Here is a 21,353-nt window from a genome sequence, read left to right on the forward strand (position 1 = left end):
TACGCTTTCATTTGCAGGTATGCCCACTCTCACTATACAGTTTAACCGTGTTCCGGAACGGATTCCATGCCATTTGATAGTTTATATCCGACATTTTTTAAGGTATCCGCGGGTGTATGGACTGCGCGCAATGTGCGCGGGGGCCGCGGGGTTGGGATTGGGTTGGAATGTGCCGCTCCTCCGGTGAAGGGCTGCCTCGCCGGAGGAGCGGAAGCGTTCGGACGCTCAACTCCGATGAGGACCCGCTCACCGGAGTTCATCGAATGCTCGGAGGCCTGTTCTCCGGCGAATGCTTGCTTCACCGGAGAACAGGCCTCCCCAACAAATCCGAAACGAAAGAAGGACAATAAAAATAGACTTGCCAGCCGGCAAGTCCACTTCTATCCGTTATTTTTTGCGGTTTTCCCACGTTTCCCGCAATACAGCTAGCGACAGGTCGGCTGTGCTCGGCAGTACGCGGTCGGCCAATGCCAAAACTTGTTCATCGCCTACCGCGACCGCCACAATGCCGGCCGCTTTGATGGCTTCAACGCCAGAAGCCGCATCTTCAACCCCGACGCAGTCAGCCGGAGCGACGCCCGCCAACTGTGCGCCCGCCAGAAAGATATCCGGCGCCGGTTTGCCGGCTGCGACAGTCGCCGGATCGACGATGCCGTCAAAATACGCCCGCACCTGCAGCAGATCAAGGATGCCCGGAGCGTTCTTGCTTGCGGAAGTCACGATCATTTTGATGCCAGCGGATTTCAGCTCTTCCAACAGCGGAATGATGCCCGGCAAGATATCGGCCGGCGTCATTTCCTTGATCAATTCCAAGTAATCCGCATTCTTTTTGACGCACAATTCATCTTTTTCGGCTGAGGAATATTTATCCGCAACCCCGCCTTGCGCCAATATGCGCTCCAGTGAATCAATGCGGCTTACACCCTTCAGTTCCTCGTTGAAAGCCTCATCCACTTCAATGCCCAGCTCCGCTCCCAAATCACGCCACGCCAAAAAATGAAATTTCGCTGTATCCGTGATCACACCATCCAAATCAAATAGTACCGCTTTCATATCCCCATCCCTTTCGTCTGCATTTCTGCCGCAATTGTAATTGCTTGAATTTAGTTCAAAGCTTACGCAAGAAAAAAGGAGTTGTCAACGGATAACATGGATGGTCAATTATTTTACATCTATTCGTTCATTCATCTAGAATCGCCAGAATCTTCCCATCCACCTTGCAAATGATTGCGTAATCATTTGCAAGGCGGATGGTTGTTATTGCCGAGAATTACCGAAAAAAACTTTACAGGCCAAGATTTCTCTGCATCTCATTCCCATAACAAAAAACGGGGAGTGATTCGCCTACAGCAAGTCCGAAACCCCAAACTCACCTTCGCCAATCACTCCCCCCCACAGCGCGATAAATATATTTACAAAAATACATCCTCTAATTTCTATTCTCAGATGTTAGCCAATCTTGTAGATCTCCGCCCCGAACGGGAACAGAGCCAACTTGGCATGCTTGAAGTGCTGCATACCGAACGGAATGCCCACAATCGTCAGGCAGAAAATGATGCCCAGGATGACTTCCTCAGCCGCCAATGCCACGCCGCCCAACAGCATCCAGATGACATTGATCACAAAGGACGTGCCGCTCTCGCTGATGCGGATTTCCCTTCCGAACGGCACCGCCGCCATCACCGCGAACTTGAAGCATTGCATGCCGACCGGAATCCCGACAATGGTCAAGCACCACAGAACGCCTATCACGACCCAGGAAGCAAAACTGATGAAACCGCCCAAAACAAACCAAATCAGATTCATTAGAAAATTCATGATCCCCAACCTCTCTTTCCCTTACATTATAACGCTTGAGAGGCTGGGAGGCATCGGACTAAGTACTGAATTTCCACTCATGTTCTATACTTTGCTAACAGGCTCTCCTCCGGTGAACGCAGGCTTCGCCGGAGTTCACCCAACATTTCGTTATCGTCCTCCGATAAGGCTACTTTCGTCGGAGGTCCGGCCGAAAGTTACCGCTGTCCTCCGGGGAGCGGAGCTTAACCGGAGCTGACGACCATTTCAAACCGAGCTCCTACGGCTACCCGGCACCATCCTCATCCGTCTTCGTCAGCCTATTTCGCACCCAAATTCTTTTTGCTCCACTCGCCCATGCTCTGGAGGATCGGGATGAAGCTTTGCCCCAACGGCGTCAGCGAGTATTCGACTTTAGGCGGGACTTCTTTGTAGACTTCCCGGTGAACCATGTTATCTTCTTCCAATTCCCTCAACTGTCTGGTCAATATTCCTTTTGAAATATTCGGCAGCAACCGCTGGAGTTCGTTGAATCTTCTTGTCTGTGTGCTCAGATTCCACAAAATGATGATTTTCCATTTGCCTGCAATGATGTCTTGCGTTTGTGTGACGGGACAGACCGTCGCCTCTATTTGTTCCTCAGGGAGGTCCCCGAACCAACTTCTTGCCATGATAAACGCCTCTCTTTCGCAATGGTCCTATTTTTGTGACTAGGTCATTTAAAAGTGCCTACTTTCAAAAAAACACCTACCGCTATATTATTAGGTTACAAAAGAAAAGTAAACAGAAATAGGAGCGATGCAAAATGAAATTATTAGTAACCGGAGCGACCGGGAAATTCGGCACCAAAGTTATGGAGATTCTATTGAAGACTGTACCGGCAAATCAACTGGCAGTCAGTGTCCGCAACCCAGAGAAAGCGGAAGAATTACGCGCTCGAGGAGTGGACGTTCGCCAGGGGGATTTTGACCAGCCGGAAACATTGGATGCCGCTTTTGCAGGTATAGATCGTTTGTTGCTTATTTCTGCGGACGGGGACAACGAAACCAGAATCCGCCAGCACGCCAATGCGGTGGCTGCGGCCGAACGCGCCGGGGTTTCCTTCATCGCGTACACCAGTTTGGCGAGTGCACAGGAAAGCAAAAATTTATTCGCCCCGACGCACCAGGCTACCGAAGCAGCTATCGTGAAAACCGAGATTCCTTACTCATTCCTGCGCAACAACTGGTACTTGGAGAATGAAATTTCAGGCATTCAAGGTGTCCTGGCAGGCGCTCCATGGCTGACATCGGCAGCGGACGGCAAGGTTGGCTGGGCACTGCAACAGGATTATGCGGAAGCAGCGGCGGCTGTCCTTTCCGGCGAAGGACATGAAAATACCATTTACGAACTGTCAGGTAAGCCCTTGACTCAGGAAGAACTGGCTGCGGCGCTTGGCGATGTGCTTGGAAAAGAGGTACAGGTGCAGCAGGTTGATGACGCTGCCTATGCCGAAATCATGGCGGACGCCGGTGTGCCGGATTTCGTGGTCCCGATTCTTGTCGAAATCCAAAAAAGCATCCGCGTAGGCTCGCTGGATGTTGAGAGTAATGACTTCGAAAAACTGCTCGGCCGCCCGGCAACGCCGATCCATGAAGGGCTGCGCCAAATCGTGGACGGAATCAAGCAATAGCTTGCGCTCTCTTATAGAACTGCTTTAAAAAATATAAAGGAGTCAATGCCTAGGCTGGTAATATTTTTTTGGAACCTCCAAAAAAATATCTCTGCCTTCCTGCATTGACTCCTTTATTTTCTTTCGTGATTTACCTTGTCGATAACTCACAATATAACGAATAGCGATATTTAAATCTTAATATATATATAACAATAAATATAAGAATTCATACGAAATGAAAAGGTATACTTATCTCAATAAATAATAAAAGGAAGTAGGAGATCGCATGGGTTTTTGGTATTTTCTGATGCTCTTTATAGGCATCGCTCTTCTTGTGGTAGGACTGAGAAATAAAGATGTTTCACGTTCAGTTAAAATTGTAAGTATGTCACTCGTTATCGGAGTTTTGTTTATTGTCGTTTCGCTAATTATGCTAATGCCAGGCAGCTCTGAAGTAGTCGGTCAGCTGTTACAACGAAATTAATGATCAAAGAGAAACTTGTCATCCGATAAATCATCCGGCGGAATAGTCCGTAATAAGGCACCGCTCTTTCCTACCCAACATCTTGATCGGTTCTCCGCACTATTTCTAAATGAGGGTTTAGTTCTACTTAAGGAGAAAACGCAATGCTTTTTTTCTTGAACTACTTCTCCAGCGGTTGATACTCCGCTGCCAGACCTTTTTGAACACCTGGTCGTTCTGCAATGCGATGAGACCATTCTAAGAGATGCGGGTATTCATCCAGATTCAAAAATTCATATGATCCTTCATACAATTTTCCTAAAGCCAAACGACCGTACCAAGACCAGATGGCAATATCTGCTATGGTATAGGCATCTCCAGCTATATAAGGTCGTTGGGCTAAAGTTTTATCGAGTAAATCTAATTGACGTTTCGTTTCCATCGCGAAGCGGTCAATTGGATATTTCATAGGCTCTGGAGCATAAGCAAAAAAGTGGCCAAATCCTCCACCAACATAAGGCCCTGCTCCCATTTGCCAGAATAACCAATTAAGCGTTTCTGTCCGACCGTGAATATCTGTCGGAATCAGTTGATTAAATTTCTCCGCTAAATAAAGAAGAATGGAACCTGATTCAAAAATTTCCAAACGAGGACTTTGACTTTGGTCAACCAGGGCTGGAATTTTAGAGTTAGGATTGATCTCAACGAAATCCGAACCAAATTGGTCGCCTACTCCAATATTAATAGTGTACAAGTCATACTCTGCGCCATCTACACCCAATTCTTTTAGCTCTTCGAACATGATCGTGACTTTAATGCCATTCGGTGTTCCTAGTGAATAGAGTTGGAACGGAGCATCTCCGACTGGTAATTTTTGTTCGAATCGACTCCCAGCTGTTGGACGATTGCCACCTTTTTTTGAATTTTCTTCTTCCCACTGCCACACTTTTGGTAATTCATACGCTGTCATCCCACCACTCCTCATAATAATATTAATTAATAACTTCATCATACTACTCACGAACCAAAATTCCCAAAATTCAGCTTACTTATAGTACGGTTACAGAGCTATTAACATAACAGCGCTTCCTTATAACATGCTGTTTTCCGGACAATCTATTTTCCCCTTCAAAACGGTTATCAGCGTACTCATGACTACACCGATACACTAAACTAGTCTTTCTCCAGTTCCTGCACTATACTGTTACATACAAATCAAAAATACTAGAGGTGGAGCAGCATGGATGCTAAAAAAATTGTCTTAGATAAAGGCCCATTCTTTCATGGCACCAAAACGGAACTAAAAATCGGGGATCTGTTGGAACCGCAACAGTCATCAAATTATCAAGACAAGAAATCCAACTACATCTATTTTACCGCAACTTTGGAAGCTGCTAAATGGGGTGCTGAATTAGCAAGCTCCCAAGCAAAAGAGCGGATTTACATCGTGGAGCCACTGGGTGATTTCGAAAACGATCCGAACTTAACCGACAAAAAATTCCCAGGCAATCCGACACGTTCCTATCGCTCCAAATCACCTTTGAAAATAGTCGCTGAATTAGCCTCATGGGAAAGACATTCCGACGAACAAATAAATCATATGCTTACCTCGCTGCAAAAGTTACGTGAACAAGGGCTAGCTGTGATATACGATTAAGCTTCCAGACTTTTAAAACCCTGACTTGAATCAATCAAAAATTAGCTATCGAGAGTTGCTCATGCCTCTCGCTCGTTTGCCTATCGTCCGGTAAATTGGTCTACGTGCTGAACTTTATATGCCAGAAACATAGAAAGACATTGAGCTTCTCCAAAAAATCGGAAAATACCAATGTCTTCTATCTTTTTTATAACTTATTGATTACTTATTGGCAATTTCTAGCTCCTTTGTTTGAGAACTACTCACGTGATTAAAATTATGGGTGATATTTTCAAAAACTTGATCATTAATAACAATATCCGCACTGACATTAGGCGGCAATTCCACAGACAAAGTAACTTCATCAGCTACAATTTCCCAACCCACTTTAATCGGTCCCCAAATTGAGTCAAATTGACCATCGGCATATCGTAATCCTGAAGTAAAGTCAGGCTTAATAACGACATTTTTAAACCCAACCCCTCTTTGATCAATTCCCAAAATCGTTCTAAACAGATACTCACCAACACATCCGAAAGCAAAGTGATTCATCGAATCGGCCTTGGGTACACCTTTTTCCGAATAGGCGTCCCAAACTTCCCATATTGTTGTAGCTCCCATCTTTATTTCATAGAGCCAAGAAGGACACTTGTCTTGGAATAAAAGTCGATGAGCTAGTTCAAGTTCACCCAATTCTTGTAAAACGGGTAAAAGATACGGAACTGAAAGGAAACCGGTATCCAAACAATCACCATTTTTAGCAATCAGTTCTTTCAAACGGGCAATGCTATTTTTCTTCAAATTTTCGGGAATAGTTTCTGTGGCTAAAGCTAAAATATATACTCCTTGATAATCACTGGTCATTGTCCCATCTGAATTCATGTATTCTTGAACGTAGGCAGCTTTCACATTTTGATTTAATTCTCGATAGTAGTTTTGCTCTTCTAATTTTCCTATTACTCCACAAATTTTGCTCATTAAGTCAGTACTCATCACCACCATTAATGTTGCTACTTCATTCCCAGTAATGCTGGCACTCTCTTGACCCACACTTGGCATTAACCAATCACCAAATTGAAAATCGGTATTCCATAAATATTTTTGGTAGGCTTGTTGTTCTGGACTCATTTCATTATAGTTTTCTGGTAGAAGGCCCAATCTATTCTCAACAGATTTTATGTAACGAAACATCATATCATAGCAGTCCTCTAAAATTTTGATGTCACCATAGAATTCATACAAACGCCAAGGCACAATAATTGCTGCATCAGACCAGCCGGCAGTATTTACTGCATCTTCGCCATCTGGTTTCATATAGTCATGCGATGGCGGACAAGGAATAACTTGAGGAATTTGTCCGTCTTCATGCTGCTCAATCTTCATATCTTCTAGCCAATGCCGTAAAAATTGTTCAACATCCATTTCATAACAGGCAGTTGGAGCATAAACTTGCATGTCTCCAGTCCACCCAGTTCGTTCACGTTGCGGACAATCTGTGGGAATGCTAATCATATTTCCTTCTTGAGAACGAACAATATTTTCTTGCAATTTATTCAGTCGCTCATCAGAGGTTCGGAAAAATCCTGTACGCTTCATTGGTGTGACGATGACATGAATCAAATAATGTTCTGGATCACAATCCATCGTACCTTCAATTTTCACATACCTAAATCCATGAAAAGTTAAACTTGCTTTCCACGAGTGTGCACCGTCTTGTCCGCTCTCATAATAATCTTTTTGCTCTTTATTTTGGCCTAGAATGTTTTGAAGGAAATTCCCATTTTCATCTAAAGTTTCACTATGTTCAAGCGAAACAATATTATTTTTTGCCAATAAAATATTATTAAACGATGTATAACCGACAATCACTTCTCCAGCATCCAAAACTAACTCACCTTTTGGGGTCCGTATAATGGTTGGTCGAATCGTTCTACTTTCAATAATTTCTGGAATTGTTTGCAATGTTAATTCTGAATAACCATATTTCTTTATTACAGGTTTTTCCCAACGAGAATCATCAAATCCTGGTTCTAGCCATTTTTGCAATTCATCTGCCTGCTTATAATATTCACCTACATATAAATCAGCATATTTCTGAGGGCCTTGATCTGTCCACTTAAAAGAGTCATCGGTAAAAATACTGCTTTTGGAACCATCGGAATAGTTCAATTTCAATTCAGAAATAATTGAATTCTCCGTTCCATATTGTTGCCCTACTCCTATATATTCAATTTTCCCAGTATACCATCCATCTGCTAAAACTAAACCGATTACATTTTTTCCTACATTCAAATAGTTCGCGACTGAAGATACTTGATAGTCAATGTGTTTTTGATAAGAAGTGTAACCTGGAGCAAACAGGGACGAAACCTTATGACTGTTAATCCAAACTTCATAAATGCCACGTGCACTCATATAAATTAATGCTTCCATAGGCAACTGCTTAAGTTCAAATTCTTTTCTGAAATAAATCGGTGCATCTAGTCTTTCAATCGGATCTTTTTCAAATTTTTTCACTTCCCAAGCTTTCTTCTTATCAATTAATGGTTTTCTTATACGTTCTGGTTCAATCCATTGCGCTTGCCAATCACTAATTTGGGAAAAAAATTCAGGTCCTTTGGCTGTTAGTAAGCTCCCATCACTCAGTTCAATCGTAAGATTCCAAAATAATCTTTTTTCAGATGGAAACCCGGGTGCCAAGATATTATGTCGCTCTTCTGAAATAACCTTCTCACTATCCCAAAGTAAATTATTTTGAGAATCATTAACCTCAATTTGATAGGATACTTGATCAAATTCACCTACTAATTTCCAAGAAAAATGTACATCAATGCCAGAAACAACTTTTAAATCATATAATTTTGTCATCATAAATCTCCTTTAATTTCTAGTTTGTTGCGGGCTTCTAAATCACCGCACTCAGTCCATACAAAAACACCCTTTTTGTATGCGCTTCATTTATATATATAGTAAATTGTCTGGCTCAATAAAAATTGTAAAAAAACCATATAAAGTCAGTAAAAATTTGCTATGGGGAGACTAAATGTATATTTTCCTTTCAGCAAAACTAGAGCAATTTATGCATGGTCGAAAAATATCCAAGCAACATGTAGCAACAAGAAAATAGCCGGATACTCGCAAAAAATGCATAGTATCCGGCTATTTAGGATGCGCACCAAATGGAGTGCTGTTTTGTTTATATTTCGGGCTTATGTTGTTTTAACCATTTGTTCGGTGGCAGACCAACTAGTTTAACAAAATTTTTATTCATATGGCTAGAATCAAAATAACCGACTTTCTGACTGATTTCTGTTAACGTATAATCTGTATGTTGCATTAAATACTTAGCTTCATCTAAACGAGCTATTTCAACAATTTGCTTGAAATTTTGGCCCGTATTCTTCTTTATCAATTTGCTTAAGTACGCTTCACTATATGAAAATATATCAGATAGTTCTTTCAAAGTAACACTATTATAATTCACCTTAATAAAGTTCAAGATTGGATGAAAAAATGCCGCTGCATTTGTTTCAGAATTATTGATAACGGTTTCAGGATTGAAACAGCGACTTAGTTCAATAAAAATTTCGTTCACATAGGCTCCAATCAAGTCCTCAAAAAATAAATTTTTATTTGTAAATTCATGAAATGATTGCACCATACGATTCATAATTTTTTCGTTGCCATTTGTTTTAAATAATAAATACGGTGTTGCATTATTCGCTACAGAAATATTTTTAAAAAAATCACCAATCCTATCTCTGCGAGTTAAAATATGAGAAAAGTACTGACTAAAGCTTTGCTCATGTAACAATACATTAAAGATTACATCATTATCATTTACGGCTAACATTGCATGAACTGTAGAGGGTGCCATAAAACAAAAATCCCCTTTATTCATTACGATTGCTTTTCCATTAATAAAATTTGTACAAGATCCATTTAAAACATAAATCAATTCAACAAAATCATGATTGTGAAGAATTGGATAAGAGTATCTTCCATGAAGTGATAAAAAAATATTCGTCTGAGCGTATATTTTATTGGGCGCAATTGTTAACCCTGTACCATTCTTAGTTGTATCTCGATAAAAGGCCCGTAAATCTTCTATTTTTGTGTTGCTTGATACTAAGCGATAATATTCTTCGTAGCTCATAGGAGCGGTGTACAATTCCTTATTTTTATCAGACAAATAAATTTCTTTGTTCTTTCTCTCAACTTCATTTAAATGAAACTGTTCTGATTTCATTTTCCTCACCTCAACCAATTTTGCTGTCTTTTATTCACAGTCTAGCATAAGTTTCTATGTTGCATATTAATTCTAATAACAACCCTTGAATAATTATCTATTACTGAGAATGTCCAAACTGGGAATTCGGCTTTCGAATTGAACGTAGTTCCCGGCGCCACTATTTCGGGTTTTTGGAGCCCTTTGCGTCGCAACCTGTCGACAGCTCGATCTTAATTTGGCTGCAAAAACAAATAGGGTGCATCAAAACAGGAAAATACCATTCCGGTTTTGATGCACCCTTTGATTTTAGACGGGAGTTTGAATGTATGCTCAGATATTCCCCGCCAAATCCGATTTGGTGGGGAATATCACAACGAACTCGAAGCCAGCAATACTAGTAAGTCAAGCCTGGTTGAAGAATCCGACCAGAACGTCGACAAATGCAACAACCACTAACAGCAACAGTGCCTTATGGATATAAGCGATGTGTTTGGTTCTTAAATGCAGCATCATTGCCACCCCAAAACATCAAATTCGCTGCTGTTGTCCTTGGTGATCAAGGCAACCGGCACGACAATCGACTTTTCGTATTCTTCATCATCCACAATCTGATAGGCTGCTTCGATAGCCTTCGCTCCCATCGTAATAGGCGATTGTGAGGCAGTCCCTTGAACTTCATCGCTATCAATCAACAGTTTTTTCATGTCCGGCGAACCATCCACACCGTAAACCAGCACTTTATGGTTGATCTGTTTATCTTTGATTGCCGCTAAAGCGCCCAATGCACTCGGGTCATTCAGAGCCATCACAACATCGAAATCGATTTTTCTGTCGATTATTTCCATCATGACGGGCATCGCCACTTCCGTTTGACCCAAGCACTCTTCATTTGCAACAACGGTGTAATTGTCATTATTTTTGATCGTATCCAGAAAACCGTCGATCCGGTCAACCGACGATAAAGCCGCACTATGCTGCAACAGAACAATCTTTGCGGAAGCCAGATTACGCATCATATCCTTGGCACACTGCACGCCCGCGTCATAATTATTGGATAAAACCGTGGCATCGGCAATCGTATCATCATCCAACTGCGCATCAATAACGATTATCTTGATGCCTTTTTCCTTGGCTTTTTTCAATGAATCGTTCACTTTAGAATAGTCAACGGGGTTGATTATCAAGACATCGATTCCGAGCTCCATCAAATCATTGATTTGTTCGTTCTGTTTATCGACATCCAAAGCCGGGTCACGCGTATACAATATATCCCCGCGGTCATTGATTTGTTTTTCTATTTCATCCATTATCGCCTTGTAAAAACTGTTGTTCATCGTCATGTAGGTAGCACCAAAAATGATCTTGTCGCTGTCGTACCTGACGAATTTATAATTGTAATAGATTGCTGAAACCGCGATGACACAAACAGAGACTATCATGACCATCATTTTGTTTACTTTAGGCACCCTATCATCCCTCTCTTGCCTAACATTCTATACACTTTTGTCACGTATGTAAATTGACAAAAGTAATATTATCGAGGCAAGCATTCCCATTTATAGACTGCTTCTGCAAGGGGATGGACTTGCGTCAAAAGGTGGTTTCATCTAAAGAAATTTTCCGTATTTGAGTAGCATGAAACGGATTACGACAAAAAACTGATGAATAAATTACCGAAAACCGCAATACACCAGACAGACAAACAAGCCCCTCGCTTCCAATCGGATATCGGAAACGAAGGGCTTGTTGGTTTACGGAATTTGGCTGTTGAATGTGCGAATTTCCCGGCGAAGGTCGCCACCTCACCGGGAATTAGGCTTCCGAAATGAACCGATTTCCCGACGAGAAAACTTTCAGGTGGCCGCCGGAATGTGCGGTTTTCCCCCATCAGTCAGATCGCTTGATTTGCTGGTCTTCTTTTGTAATTTTGCTGCGTTTAAACTATCTTGCAACAGATTTGATGGACAGTATAGATAAGCCGCCAATCATAGAAAAAACGAAAGAAACGATAAAAATAGCAGAAAAGCTGAATTGAGAAATCACAAAAGCTGCAAGAACAGGAGCAATCGCTTGCGTCAATGTATTCCCTAAATTGTAGACGCCTAAGAAAAAGGCTACCCGATTTTTGTCTGGAATCACTTCCAGATTCAACAAATTATCCAGTGAATTCCAAATACCCATACCTAACCCTGCGGTAAAACCGTAGATAAGTATTCCAACATCATTTTGCAGGAAAAACATACTTAATGCACCGATTCCTAAAGAAATGGTGGACAAACCTACTGGGAATTTCAACACTTTATACTTATCTGCCAATGGTCCCGCGATGAATCCCATCGCAAGCCCAAACAGCAACATGATGGTGTTGATCAACTGAATAGCGTGTTGCGTGTCAGCAGTCCCCTTACCTAAGAAGTCCGTCATGATGAACAGCAGATAACCTGTAACAGTGAAATTCCCTACCCCTTGGAACAATTTGCCGATCAAAGCCAAATAATAATCCCGACCAACTGACCAACTAGGAAAAATTGCCATCGCTTCTTTCAACGACGTCTTTTCTTTCTTCTCAGCCACCACTATTTTTTCATCTAAATTGGAAGGCTCATGGACAATTATTGCAGCAATCAGTGTGCCTACAAACGTCAGGATCCCAAAAATAATGAAGCCTAGACGAACTTGCCCTAAAAACATTGCCGCAATAATAGTAAATCCGTTATTCCCTAATGCCATGCCTAATCCGCCGTAAGCACTTGAAGCTGTTGCCTTGCCATTCTCTGGAGCAAGTTCCAACCAAGCAACCATTGGAGCAACAATGAAGTTTAGTGCCACTTGCCCCAGCATCCAACTAGCTAACAGAAATGGAATATTGTTAGCCATTGAAGCAAGGATCATGGATAACATGAAAGCAGCGGCACCACCTACTAACCATGGTGTTCGTTTACCAAAGCGCGAGCGGGTACGATCGGATAAATAACCGGCCACCATGTTGGAAATTGCCGCTACCACCATGGCGCAAATTGAAAACAAAGCCACTAACTGAATTTTATTTTCCTCATCAATATATTGAATCAATGTTGGTAAAAACAAACTAACTGCTGCGATATACGGTCCTAACCAGGAAGCGGGTCCAATAATTAACCCCGGAACTAAACGTTTTAAAGAAACTGTTTTACTCATTTTTTTATCCCCTCTCAAAATCTAAATATTTGTGACGTAGTAGTAATCAAAATCGGCATACGAATCCCGTTGATGGGCATCGACAGAACCAATGAAGTTGAACAATGCTGTAAATCCGCCAATTTCTCCCGGTTCGCCATTTACACCTTCATCGGATAGATAAGAAACATCAATCCCTTCAACAAACAGCTCCCACTCTTCATCTTGTCGGTACATTAAATCGGCGGTACCGTGTTTGTATCTGATTTTTAGTTCAAGTGCTTCTTCCTTCACTATGAAACGGTGATTGCTGTACTCGATGCGCTCGCCTCGTTTTGCTTGCAAAACGGTCAGTATCGTCGCTTCTTGTTCTTCTGAATAAGTTAAGTGCAGATACAACCAATTATTCGAATCATAGTACAGACCCACGCCTGCCGTTTCTGAATAATGATCCGGCTGAAAAGCCACTTTGGTTTGAACTTCATAACCAAACGAAGTCGCCCGAGTTGCCATAATGGCCGGATTAATTTGGGAGAAGAAAGAATTTTCGCCATGAATACGTAAATAACCAGGTCGCTCGGTTGTATTCACCCATTTTTGCTCTTGATTGCGATAAGGAGTCATAAAGTGAAGACTGTAAGCTGAGACAAACTCGTCTTTTATTTCGTGCGTGTTGGTTCCATCAATGGATAAGCCATCTATTCCTTCAACCGTCATCTTCGCTAAGTTTGACCCATCCGCCATTTCCAACCATCCGTCTTCGGTCCAATGCATTTTTTGAATGGAGGTTTCTCGTCCTAATGGATTCAGTAAAGTTCCTTCCAACGGACGAGACATCAAATGGGGCATGTACCATTCACCGGTAGTTGTCTCAACTAAGGAGCCATGACCTGCTTTTTGCATAACGGAATTGGGATTATACATTTCAAAATGACCTGCGTCAGGATCACCTAGTGAAAACAAATGTCTAGGAGAGGAGGTAACAATCGGTTCGCCAGACGGATGTGGTTCGTAAGGCCCCAAAACATTTTTCGACCGGCCAATCTCTACGCCATGACCATAGCCTGTCCCGCCGGCTGCAATCAGCAAGTAGTAATAGTCGTTCCGTTTATAAATTTGTGGTGCTTCAGCACAACCACGCGTTGTAAAACCATGGTTGATGCGATGCCATTCACCGGTAATTCCGCCATTTTCCAAATCAACTTCAGCGATTACGATATGTCCAGGTGCTTGATAACCTTGCCGGGTTTCCCATTCCAAAATAGCCAAATAATGTTTGCCATTTTCATCATGAAAAATCGCTGGATCAAATCCGATGGCTGTTAAAAAGATTGGTTCTGACCAAGGTCCTTTAATATCATCTGCCCAAATTGCATAAGAATCAGAATTAAATTCACGTCCAGCCATATTGACCATATGGGAATAAGCTAACCAGTATTTTTTTGTGGCTGGGTCGTAGGATAAATGCGGTGCCCAGATGCCGGCGGGCGTGTTGGTTCCTCTAAGATTTACTTCGCCATTTTTCAACGCGTAGTCAATTAATTCCCAGTTGGCTAAATCTTTGGATTGAAAAATTTGAATAGCTGGATTCCAGTGAAAGGTGGAGGTTGCTATATAATAAGTGTCCTCCACGCGAATAATTGATGGGTCGGGGGCCATCCCCGGAATAATCGGATTTTGAATGGTGGTCATTTTGCTTCTTCCTCTCTGTTTCGATTGTCATGTGGTGCCTAATGAATAGCGTTTGTATCCGGATACATTTTCCTGATTTTATAAATGCGTCGGTGCCGGGCGGCGGTATTCCTTTTCTGTTATAAGCTACCACCTTTCTTTCCTTTTTGTGATTCCGTTTTCAATAATCGGTTTGCTCAGCTGATGAATCGAAAATACCTTATGCCCAAAATGGAATCGTTTACTTTTCCTGAATTCATAATAAAAGAAATGAAACGCCAGTAATATATCAAAAAACGTATGATTTTTACCATTTTTCGTACAAAAAAATCAGCCGCAAAATTTGCTGGCTGATTTTCAGAGTTGATTAGGCCGTTCAAGCCCTCTCTTTATTCAATTCGCGGTACTCTTTTGGTGACAGATTACTCCATTTTTTAAATTGCCTGGAAAAATGGGAGAGATTCTGGTAGCCGATGATTTCAGCAATTTCACTAATGGAAAGCGTGGGTTGATGCAACAGAAATTTCGCCTCATTGTAGCGCAATTGATCCAAATAATGTTTCGGACTGACGGAGAAGACCTTCTTAAAAATCTTCAACATGGAACTTTCACTGATGCCCATCGCTTCAGAGACTGCGTTCATGGACAGTAGCGAACGATTTTCTTCCAGTGGGTATTCCGTGAACGTCCGGAAATTCTTTTGAATCGTATCAGCGATTGCCTTTGCCAAAACCAAAGAGGAATTATCGGAAGCTTCCATTTTTTGTTGTTCGTAGGTGGTATAGTCCAGCAAACAGATTACCAATTCGATCAATAACCTTTCTACTAACAGCTTTTCTCGCAAACAAAATTTTTCCTGTTCCAAGAATCCGACATAGGCTTCCAAAATTTCTTTTATTTTAATGAACACAATGTTATCTTTGCGCAATTGAATCGGACAATACATCAATAAATTTTGCTGGATTTCTGGATCGTCAATGTCGAAATGTGCACAAAAATACTTCAGTCCTTCTTTTGAAGTGCATGAGTTTTCATGGGACGTGCCTGGCGGGATCAAAATGATATCCCCTTCAACAAAATCGTAAGACCGACTGTCAAAATCAGTATGCTGGACCCCTTCAAGAATAATCATGATTTCAAAGGCGAAGTGCGTCTCTCGCTTAGCAACCCAACCGAAAGGGACTTTCTGTTGATGTCCGCCGAAAAATTTCATATTAAGATTGATTTCCGGCAAATTTTTTAATTTTTTTAGCCATTCTGGTTTCTCATTCATAAGTTATGCCCCTATTTGTATTTTCAGGTATTTTACCATCTTATCTGAATTATAGACATACAAAAAAACAACAAGCCCCCTTGTTTCCGATAGCGATCGGAAGCGAGGAGGCTTGCTGTTTTAGAGAATTTGGTTGTTGAATGTGCCTAATTCCCGGCAAGGGGACTGTCACCGGGAATCCGACTTCCGAAATGAACGGAATTCCCGGCGAAAAAACTTTCACCGGGAATTCGACTTCCGAAATGAGCGGAATTCCCGGCGAGGAAGCTGTCACCGGGAATTCGGCCTCCGAAGTGAGTAAATTTCCCAGCAAGAGGCATGCTATTTATAGTGTTTCCTCAATCATGCACCCGCATGACCGTCTCCCTTTCGATCACTTCATGCGGCACGATCATCTTCGGCAGCAAGGCGCTCGGTTCGTGGAGTTGGCGGATCAATAGGGCTGCGGCTTGTCTGGCCAGTTCCTGGACGTGGATGTCGATGGTCGTCAGGAACGGGTGGGACAGGGTCGCGAAGACGGAATTGTTGAAGCTGATCAGGGAGATGTCGTCCGGCACTTTGTACTGGTCCAGCTGCAGATACTGCAGGACCCGCAAGGCCAGGCGGTCATCGCCGACGACAAGTCCGGTCGGTTTGGTCTCTTCGAGGAACTCCTGAAAAGCCATGAAATCATTCGGCGTTTCGAAATACAGTTCCGGATGGACGGTCAGATTGGCGTCGCGCAAGGCATCGGAATAGCCTTTGTAGCGCTCCTTGTCGACGACCTGCGAAGGCGTCAGCCCGACGTAGCCGATCCGTTGGTGCCCATGCTGGATCAGGCAGTCGGCCGCCGATTTGCCGGACAGGCGGTTGTCGTTGTCGATGTAGATCGTCTCGTTTTCATAGACATCCGGTTTCCCCAGCAGTGCGTAGGGAATCTTCTCATCATGCAGAAACTTGCGGATCGGGTCCTTCGCCTCTGAATACAATAGAATGAAGCCATCGACCAGTTTGCGTTGATGCATCAGGCGCACGCTGTCCTTCAGTTCCGCCATCGTTTTCCCGGTCGCCAGGGAGATCATGTATTTCTGTTCGTTGCAGACGACGCCGATTTCCTGGATCATCTCGAGGAAGAGCGGATTCTGCGCAGGATTCCCCATCGTCCCCACCGGCAGGATCACGCCGATCGTCTGCGTGGACTTGTTGGCCAGATTCTGGGCGGCGAAGTTGGGCGTATAACCCAATTTATGCATCGCTTGGCGCACTTTCACTTTTGTGTTTTCGCTGATCAGCGGACTATCCTTCAACGTGCGTGAAACAGTTGAAGTCGCGACGCCCGCTTCTCTGGCGACATCTTTTATCGTAACGGTCATAGGCATTTTCCTTAGAGTTCATTTTTGTATCTCTAGATTACCATTTAAAAGTGTAATTTTGAACCCTTGTCGCTAAAGTATTTGGCGCCAGGACAATATCGTCCCAGCCGGGATGATGGATGGCGTCCGGCACTTCCTGCGCTTCGATCGCCAAACCGAGGTGGCTCCGCATAGGGCGGCCGTTCACAAGGTAAGGTTCGTTCATGTCCGTCGTCGAAAAAAGCACGATGCTGCTGCGGTTGCTGGACAGTTCCATTTCCCGGCCGCTGCCTTTATCGCTGAGGATCAGCTGCGGTTGTTCGTCCGAGTGCATCAGAAAAACGTCATCGAAACCTTCTGGCCGTTTGCGGATGGCTTCACTGATTCGGGTCGGTTCACGGAAATCGAAAGCCGTCCCCGCCACTGCTTGCTTTGCTCCGATCGGCAGCTTTTCGGCATCCAACTCCAACACTTCCTCGCAGGCCAGCTGCAGGGTGTGGTCGGTTACCGGCCGTTTGGCGTCGCCGCTCAAGTTGAAATAGATATGGCTGGTCGGATTGAACAGCGTTTCCTCCGCGCTTATGCCTGCCATCGTGATCGTCAGGCGGCCTTGGTTGTCCAAAACATAGCTGACTTTGGCCTGCAGATTAACTGGATAGCCGACCGTTTCCGGAGTCGATTCCAAAGTGAACGTGACGGTCACTGCTTCTGCCGTCTCTTCGGTCGTGAAATCCCAGAACTGCTGGCCCCAACCGCGGCTGCCACCGTGGATATGGTGCGCGCCGTTGTTCTGCTCCAGCTGCACAGTTCCCCATTTGCCTCCGGCGATTCGGCCGGCAACCGGTCCAACGGTCGCGCCGTAGGAAGCCAGGTCGTTTCCGTAGGCTTCCGCATCGGCCAGGCCGAGGACAACATTTTCGCTTTTGCCTTCCCGATCCGGGACCAGCAAGCGGATCAGTCGGGCGCCGTAGTTGATGCAGCTGACGGTCATGCCATTCGGCTGGCTCAAATCGATGCGCCACACTTTTTCCGTTCCGATGCTGCCCCATTCGCGGACAGTGATGCTGCCGATGAAGCTAGCCATTGGCTATCGCCTTTTCCCACGTATCGCGCAGGACGGCCAGCGACAATGCGCTTGTGTCAGGCAATACGCGGTCGGCTTGCGCCAGCACTTCTGCATCTCCGATCGCGACCGCAGTGATGTTCGCGGCTTTGATGGCCTCCACTCCGGAAGCGGCATCCTCAACGCCGATGCATTCGGCCGGTTCCGCATCAGCCAAGGCTGCTCCCGCCAAAAAGATGTCTGGAGCCGGTTTGCCTGCAGCAACTGAAGCCGGATCGACGATGCCGTCGAAGTAGTCTTTCACCTGCAGCAACTCCAAAATGCCGGGTGCGTTCTTGCTGGCGGAAGTTATGATTGTCTTCAGACCGGCTGCGCGCAGTTCTTCCAATAAAGGCAGGATCCCCGGCAGGATGTCGGCCGGTGTCATTTCCTGGATCAATTCCAGATAGTGGTCATTTTTCTTTGTGCACAAGGCTTCTTTTTCAGCCAAGGAATATTTGTCAGCCAATCCGCCGAATGCCAGGATGCGCTCGAGCGAGTCCATCCGGCTGACGCCTTTCAGCTCTTCATTGAAGGCTTCGTCGACCGTGACCCCCAACTCTTTGCCGAGTTCGCGCCAGGCCAAAAAATGGAATTTGGCGGTGTCGGTGATGACGCCATCCAAATCGAACAATACTGCTTTCAACATTTCTTTCTCTCCTTTAGTGTCGCTCACACGGACACGGTCTTTTTAAGTGCGACTTTGATTTCATCTTCCAATTGCAGTTCTTCATCATAGATACGGACAGGCAACGCTTCGCCTTTCACCAAGGTCAGGCTGACTGCCTCTTCGTCCACTGCGATCAGGATCAAGCGACCGCGGTAGTTGATGTGGAATTGGTAGTTCGTCCAGTCTTTCGGCAGGAAAGGTGCAAAACGCAATCCGTCCTTGGCGCGCATGCCGGCGAAGCCTTCCGCGATCGTCAACCAGCTGCCGGTCATCGAGGTGATGTGCAGACCGTCTTCCGTGTCGTTGTTGTAATTGTCCAGATCCAAGCGCGCGGTGCGTTGATACAGTTCCACGGCTTTTTCTTCCTTGTGCAGTTCGGCAGCAAGGATGGCATGGATGCATGGCGACAAGCTTGATTCATGCACAGTCATCGGCTCGTAGAAGTCGAAGTTGCGTTCTTTTTCTTCCATAGAGAATTGGTCGCCGAACAGGTAGATGCCTTGCAGCACATCCGCCTGTTTGATGAAGCAAGAGCGCAGAATCTTATCCCATGACCATTTTTGGTTCAACGGCAATTCAGCCGGGTCCAAAGCGCTGACCGGTTTCAGATCCTTGTCCAAGAACGTGTCATGCTGGACGAAAACGTCGCGCTCTTCATCATAAGGGAAGTACATGCGATCGATGATATCCTGCCATTTGGCTTTTTCGTCTGCGGTGATCCCCAGCGCTTTTTCGCGTTCCGGATATTTTTCCAAGCTTTCCAGAGTATAACGCAGCACCCAGACGGCCAAACGGTTTGTGTACCAGTTGTTGTTGATGTTGTTTTCATACTCGTTCGGTCCGGTCACGCCGTGGATCATGTAGCATTGCTTGTTCTGCGAGAAGTGCACGCGATCCGCCCAGAAACGGCTGACGGCGCCGAGCACTTCCAGCCCTTCTTCGGCCAAGTAGCTTTCATCGCCCGTATAGGCGGTATAATTGTAGATTGCGTAAGGAATCGCGCCGTTGCGGTGGATTTCCTCGAAAGTGATCTCCCATTCATTGTGGCACTCCACTCCGGTGAAGGTCACCATCGGATACAACGCGCCCTTCAAGCCTTGTTGCTTCGCATTATGGAAAGCGCCAGGTAATTGGTTGTGGCGGTATTTCAGCAAGTTGCGGGTGACTTCGGGTTCGGTTACCGCCAAGTAGAACGGCACGCCGTAAGCTTCCGTATCCCAGTAGGTAGCGCCGCCGTATTTCTCGCCGGTGAAGCCTTTCGGCCCGATGTTCAGGCGTTCATCTTCCCCATAATAGGTGGAGAACAGTTGGAACAGATTGAAACGGATGCCTTGTTGCGCTTCATCGTTTCCGCCGATCTCGACATCCGCCAGTTCCCAGCGTTTTGCCCACAGATTAGCTTGTTTCGCTTCCAAAGCTGCGAAACTTTGGCCGGCGACTTTTGTGGCGTAGATTGCTTCGGCCGCAGCCGAAAGCTCGTCCTTCGCATGATCGCGGCTCGTCGTCAGCGTCACGTATTTCTCCAAGGAAAGGACTTGGCCGTTTCCGGCTTCGCCTTCGAACACTTGCGAGACGAACAGTTCTTTGCTCTTGTTTCCGGCAGGCTCGAAACCGTCCGTTTTGTGGTGCATCGTGGCAGCCACGGTGAAACGCTCGATGCCGAAGTTGTTCGGGATCGTTTCTACGACCAGCGTATCATCCGTCTGCTCGATCCATTCCCAGAACATCTCTTCATAGTTGGCATCCTCGTTTTGGACATTCCCGTCCAGCGCGCTTTCGATGCGGATAGCCGCCTTTTCCGAAGCTGTAATTTCCACTTTGATGGCACAAAGTTCCTTGATGTCGATGCTCAGGAAGCGCGTGAAATGGACTGTGACTTCCTTGCCGTTCTTCACGACCGTAAAGAAGCGCTCCAAGCGGCCTTTTTCCATATCCAGCGTCAACTCGAAATCCTTCAGCTCATCCTTATGCAAGTCGACTTCTTCCCCGTCCACAAAGAGGTGCATATAGAGGAAATTCATCGCGTTGATCACTTTGCCGAAATAGTCCGGGTAGCCGTTTTTCCACCAGCCCACGCGGGTTTTGTCGGGATACCAAACGCCCGCCAGATACGTGCCTTGGTGGTGATCGCCCGTGTAGGCTTCCTCGAAGTTCCCGCGCATGCCCATATAGCCATTGCCGAGGCTGGTCAAACTTTCCTGCAGGCGGCGGTTTTCTTTGTCTAATTGTTTAGTTGTCACTTTCCATGGATCGATTTCAAAAATTTGTTGTGTCATCATTGGTTCCCCCTTATTTGTTCTTCCCCCATAGTTTACGTGCAATCGGTTGCATTGTCAATGCAAAGGTTGCATTATTATTTCTGCTGTGAC

The 21,353-nt window shown here is 44.8% G+C and carries 17 protein-coding genes; 3 read left to right on the forward strand and 14 right to left on the reverse strand.

Going from position 1 to position 21,353, the window contains the following annotated elements; translation table 11 throughout:
* Nucleotides 1-387: 387 nt before the first annotated feature.
* The 3 genes from pgmB (C8U37_RS03545) to C8U37_RS03555 all read right to left on the reverse strand — a co-directional run bounded on the left by pgmB (C8U37_RS03545) (nt 388) and on the right by C8U37_RS03555 (nt 2,468).
* The gene (gene pgmB / locus C8U37_RS03545) at nt 388-1,053 is read right to left on the reverse strand and encodes a beta-phosphoglucomutase (RefSeq protein WP_108031899.1); all 666 of its coding nucleotides are present in this window, start codon (nt 1,051-1,053) and stop codon (nt 388-390) included.
* A 396-nt stretch (nt 1,054-1,449) separates the two neighbouring features.
* Nucleotides 1,450-1,818, reverse strand: coding sequence for a YccF domain-containing protein (locus C8U37_RS03550; protein WP_108031900.1), 369 nt, complete (start codon nt 1,816-1,818; stop codon nt 1,450-1,452).
* A 299-nt stretch (nt 1,819-2,117) separates the two neighbouring features.
* Complete coding sequence (locus tag C8U37_RS03555) at nt 2,118-2,468, reverse strand: winged helix-turn-helix transcriptional regulator (protein WP_108031901.1); 351 nt, start codon at nt 2,466-2,468, stop codon at nt 2,118-2,120.
* Nucleotides 2,469-2,602: 134 nt separating this feature from the next.
* Between C8U37_RS03555 and C8U37_RS03560 the strand changes: the two genes are divergently transcribed.
* Nucleotides 2,603-3,469: an SDR family oxidoreductase gene (locus C8U37_RS03560; RefSeq protein WP_108031902.1), complete on the forward strand. Its 867-nt coding sequence runs from the start codon at nt 2,603-2,605 to the stop codon at nt 3,467-3,469.
* Nucleotides 3,470-3,737: 268 nt separating this feature from the next.
* Complete coding sequence (locus C8U37_RS03565) at nt 3,738-3,935, forward strand: hypothetical protein (protein ID WP_108031903.1); 198 nt, start codon at nt 3,738-3,740, stop codon at nt 3,933-3,935.
* Nucleotides 3,936-4,095: 160 nt separating this feature from the next.
* On the opposite strand, the gene yghU is transcribed toward C8U37_RS03565, so the two are convergent.
* The gene (gene yghU / locus C8U37_RS03570; RefSeq protein WP_108031904.1) at nt 4,096-4,884 is read right to left on the reverse strand and encodes a glutathione-dependent disulfide-bond oxidoreductase; all 789 of its coding nucleotides are present in this window, start codon (nt 4,882-4,884) and stop codon (nt 4,096-4,098) included.
* 270 nt (nt 4,885-5,154) lie between these two features.
* On the opposite strand from yghU, the gene arr reads away from it, so the two are divergent.
* Nucleotides 5,155-5,571, forward strand: coding sequence for an NAD(+)--rifampin ADP-ribosyltransferase (arr, locus tag C8U37_RS03575; protein ID WP_108031905.1), 417 nt, complete (start codon nt 5,155-5,157; stop codon nt 5,569-5,571).
* A 201-nt stretch (nt 5,572-5,772) separates the two neighbouring features.
* On the opposite strand, the gene C8U37_RS03580 is transcribed toward arr, so the two are convergent.
* The 10 genes from C8U37_RS03580 to C8U37_RS03625 form a co-directional block, all read right to left on the reverse strand.
* Nucleotides 5,773-8,418 carry a family 78 glycoside hydrolase catalytic domain gene (locus C8U37_RS03580; protein ID WP_108031906.1) on the reverse strand — a complete coding sequence of 882 codons (2,646 nt, stop codon included), beginning with the start codon at nt 8,416-8,418 and terminating at the stop codon, nt 5,773-5,775.
* Nucleotides 8,419-8,746: 328 nt separating this feature from the next.
* Nucleotides 8,747-9,799 carry an AraC family transcriptional regulator gene (locus C8U37_RS03585; protein ID WP_108031907.1) on the reverse strand — a complete coding sequence of 351 codons (1,053 nt, stop codon included), beginning with the start codon at nt 9,797-9,799 and terminating at the stop codon, nt 8,747-8,749.
* 491 nt (nt 9,800-10,290) lie between these two features.
* A complete protein-coding gene (locus tag C8U37_RS03590; RefSeq protein WP_245879748.1) occupies nt 10,291-11,247 on the reverse strand; it encodes a sugar ABC transporter substrate-binding protein in 957 nt (318 codons plus the stop codon).
* 475 nt (nt 11,248-11,722) lie between these two features.
* Nucleotides 11,723-12,958 (reverse strand): MFS transporter, encoded by a 1,236-nt coding sequence (locus C8U37_RS03595; RefSeq protein WP_108031908.1) that lies wholly within the window; start codon nt 12,956-12,958, stop codon nt 11,723-11,725.
* Between the two features lie 21 nt (nt 12,959-12,979).
* Nucleotides 12,980-14,629: a glycoside hydrolase family 43 protein gene (locus C8U37_RS03600; RefSeq protein ID WP_108031909.1), complete on the reverse strand. Its 1,650-nt coding sequence runs from the start codon at nt 14,627-14,629 to the stop codon at nt 12,980-12,982.
* 355 nt (nt 14,630-14,984) lie between these two features.
* Nucleotides 14,985-15,881: a helix-turn-helix domain-containing protein gene (locus C8U37_RS03605; RefSeq protein WP_108031910.1), complete on the reverse strand. Its 897-nt coding sequence runs from the start codon at nt 15,879-15,881 to the stop codon at nt 14,985-14,987.
* A gap of 338 nt (nt 15,882-16,219) precedes the next feature.
* Complete coding sequence (locus C8U37_RS03610; RefSeq protein ID WP_170100178.1) at nt 16,220-17,233, reverse strand: LacI family DNA-binding transcriptional regulator; 1,014 nt, start codon at nt 17,231-17,233, stop codon at nt 16,220-16,222.
* A gap of 37 nt (nt 17,234-17,270) precedes the next feature.
* Nucleotides 17,271-18,296 (reverse strand): aldose epimerase family protein, encoded by a 1,026-nt coding sequence (locus C8U37_RS03615; RefSeq protein WP_108031912.1) that lies wholly within the window; start codon nt 18,294-18,296, stop codon nt 17,271-17,273.
* Nucleotides 18,289-18,963 (reverse strand): beta-phosphoglucomutase, encoded by a 675-nt coding sequence (pgmB, locus tag C8U37_RS03620; RefSeq protein ID WP_108031913.1) that lies wholly within the window; start codon nt 18,961-18,963, stop codon nt 18,289-18,291. Before pgmB (C8U37_RS03620) ends, C8U37_RS03615 begins: the two co-directional genes overlap by 8 nt.
* 23 nt (nt 18,964-18,986) lie before the next feature.
* Nucleotides 18,987-21,260, reverse strand: a complete 2,274-nt coding sequence (locus C8U37_RS03625; protein WP_425445656.1) for a glycoside hydrolase family 65 protein — start codon at nt 21,258-21,260, stop codon at nt 18,987-18,989.
* Between the last annotated feature and the right edge of the window lie 93 nt (nt 21,261-21,353).

It is taken from the genome of Trichococcus patagoniensis, from assembly GCF_003051085.1.
GTDB classification, from domain to species: Bacteria; Bacillota; Bacilli; order Lactobacillales; family Aerococcaceae; genus Trichococcus; species Trichococcus patagoniensis.

Bases quoted from the DNA above. Each gene is read 5' to 3' on its own strand.
- C8U37_RS03600 (WP_108031909.1), bottom strand. From the start codon at position 14,629: ATGACCACCATTCAAAATCCGATTATTCCGGGGATGGCCCCCGACCCA.
- arr (WP_108031905.1), top strand. From the start codon at position 5,155: ATGGATGCTAAAAAAATTGTCTTAGATAAAGGCCCATTCTTTCATGGC.
- C8U37_RS03605 (WP_108031910.1), bottom strand. From the start codon at position 15,881: ATGAATGAGAAACCAGAATGGCTAAAAAAATTAAAAAATTTGCCGGAA.
- C8U37_RS03610 (WP_170100178.1), bottom strand. From the start codon at position 17,233: ATGACCGTTACGATAAAAGATGTCGCCAGAGAAGCGGGCGTCGCGACT.
- C8U37_RS03565 (WP_108031903.1), top strand. From the start codon at position 3,738: ATGGGTTTTTGGTATTTTCTGATGCTCTTTATAGGCATCGCTCTTCTT.
- C8U37_RS03615 (WP_108031912.1), bottom strand. From the start codon at position 18,296: ATGGCTAGCTTCATCGGCAGCATCACTGTCCGCGAATGGGGCAGCATC.
- yghU (WP_108031904.1), bottom strand. From the start codon at position 4,884: ATGACAGCGTATGAATTACCAAAAGTGTGGCAGTGGGAAGAAGAAAAT.
- C8U37_RS03625 (WP_425445656.1), bottom strand. From the start codon at position 21,260: ATGACACAACAAATTTTTGAAATCGATCCATGGAAAGTGACAACTAAA.
- pgmB (WP_108031899.1), bottom strand. From the start codon at position 1,053: ATGAAAGCGGTACTATTTGATTTGGATGGTGTGATCACGGATACAGCG.
- C8U37_RS03550 (WP_108031900.1), bottom strand. From the start codon at position 1,818: ATGAATTTTCTAATGAATCTGATTTGGTTTGTTTTGGGCGGTTTCATC.
- C8U37_RS03580 (WP_108031906.1), bottom strand. From the start codon at position 8,418: ATGACAAAATTATATGATTTAAAAGTTGTTTCTGGCATTGATGTACAT.
- C8U37_RS03560 (WP_108031902.1), top strand. From the start codon at position 2,603: ATGAAATTATTAGTAACCGGAGCGACCGGGAAATTCGGCACCAAAGTT.
- pgmB (WP_108031913.1), bottom strand. From the start codon at position 18,963: ATGTTGAAAGCAGTATTGTTCGATTTGGATGGCGTCATCACCGACACC.
- C8U37_RS03585 (WP_108031907.1), bottom strand. From the start codon at position 9,799: ATGAAATCAGAACAGTTTCATTTAAATGAAGTTGAGAGAAAGAACAAA.
- C8U37_RS03555 (WP_108031901.1), bottom strand. From the start codon at position 2,468: ATGGCAAGAAGTTGGTTCGGGGACCTCCCTGAGGAACAAATAGAGGCG.
- C8U37_RS03595 (WP_108031908.1), bottom strand. From the start codon at position 12,958: ATGAGTAAAACAGTTTCTTTAAAACGTTTAGTTCCGGGGTTAATTATT.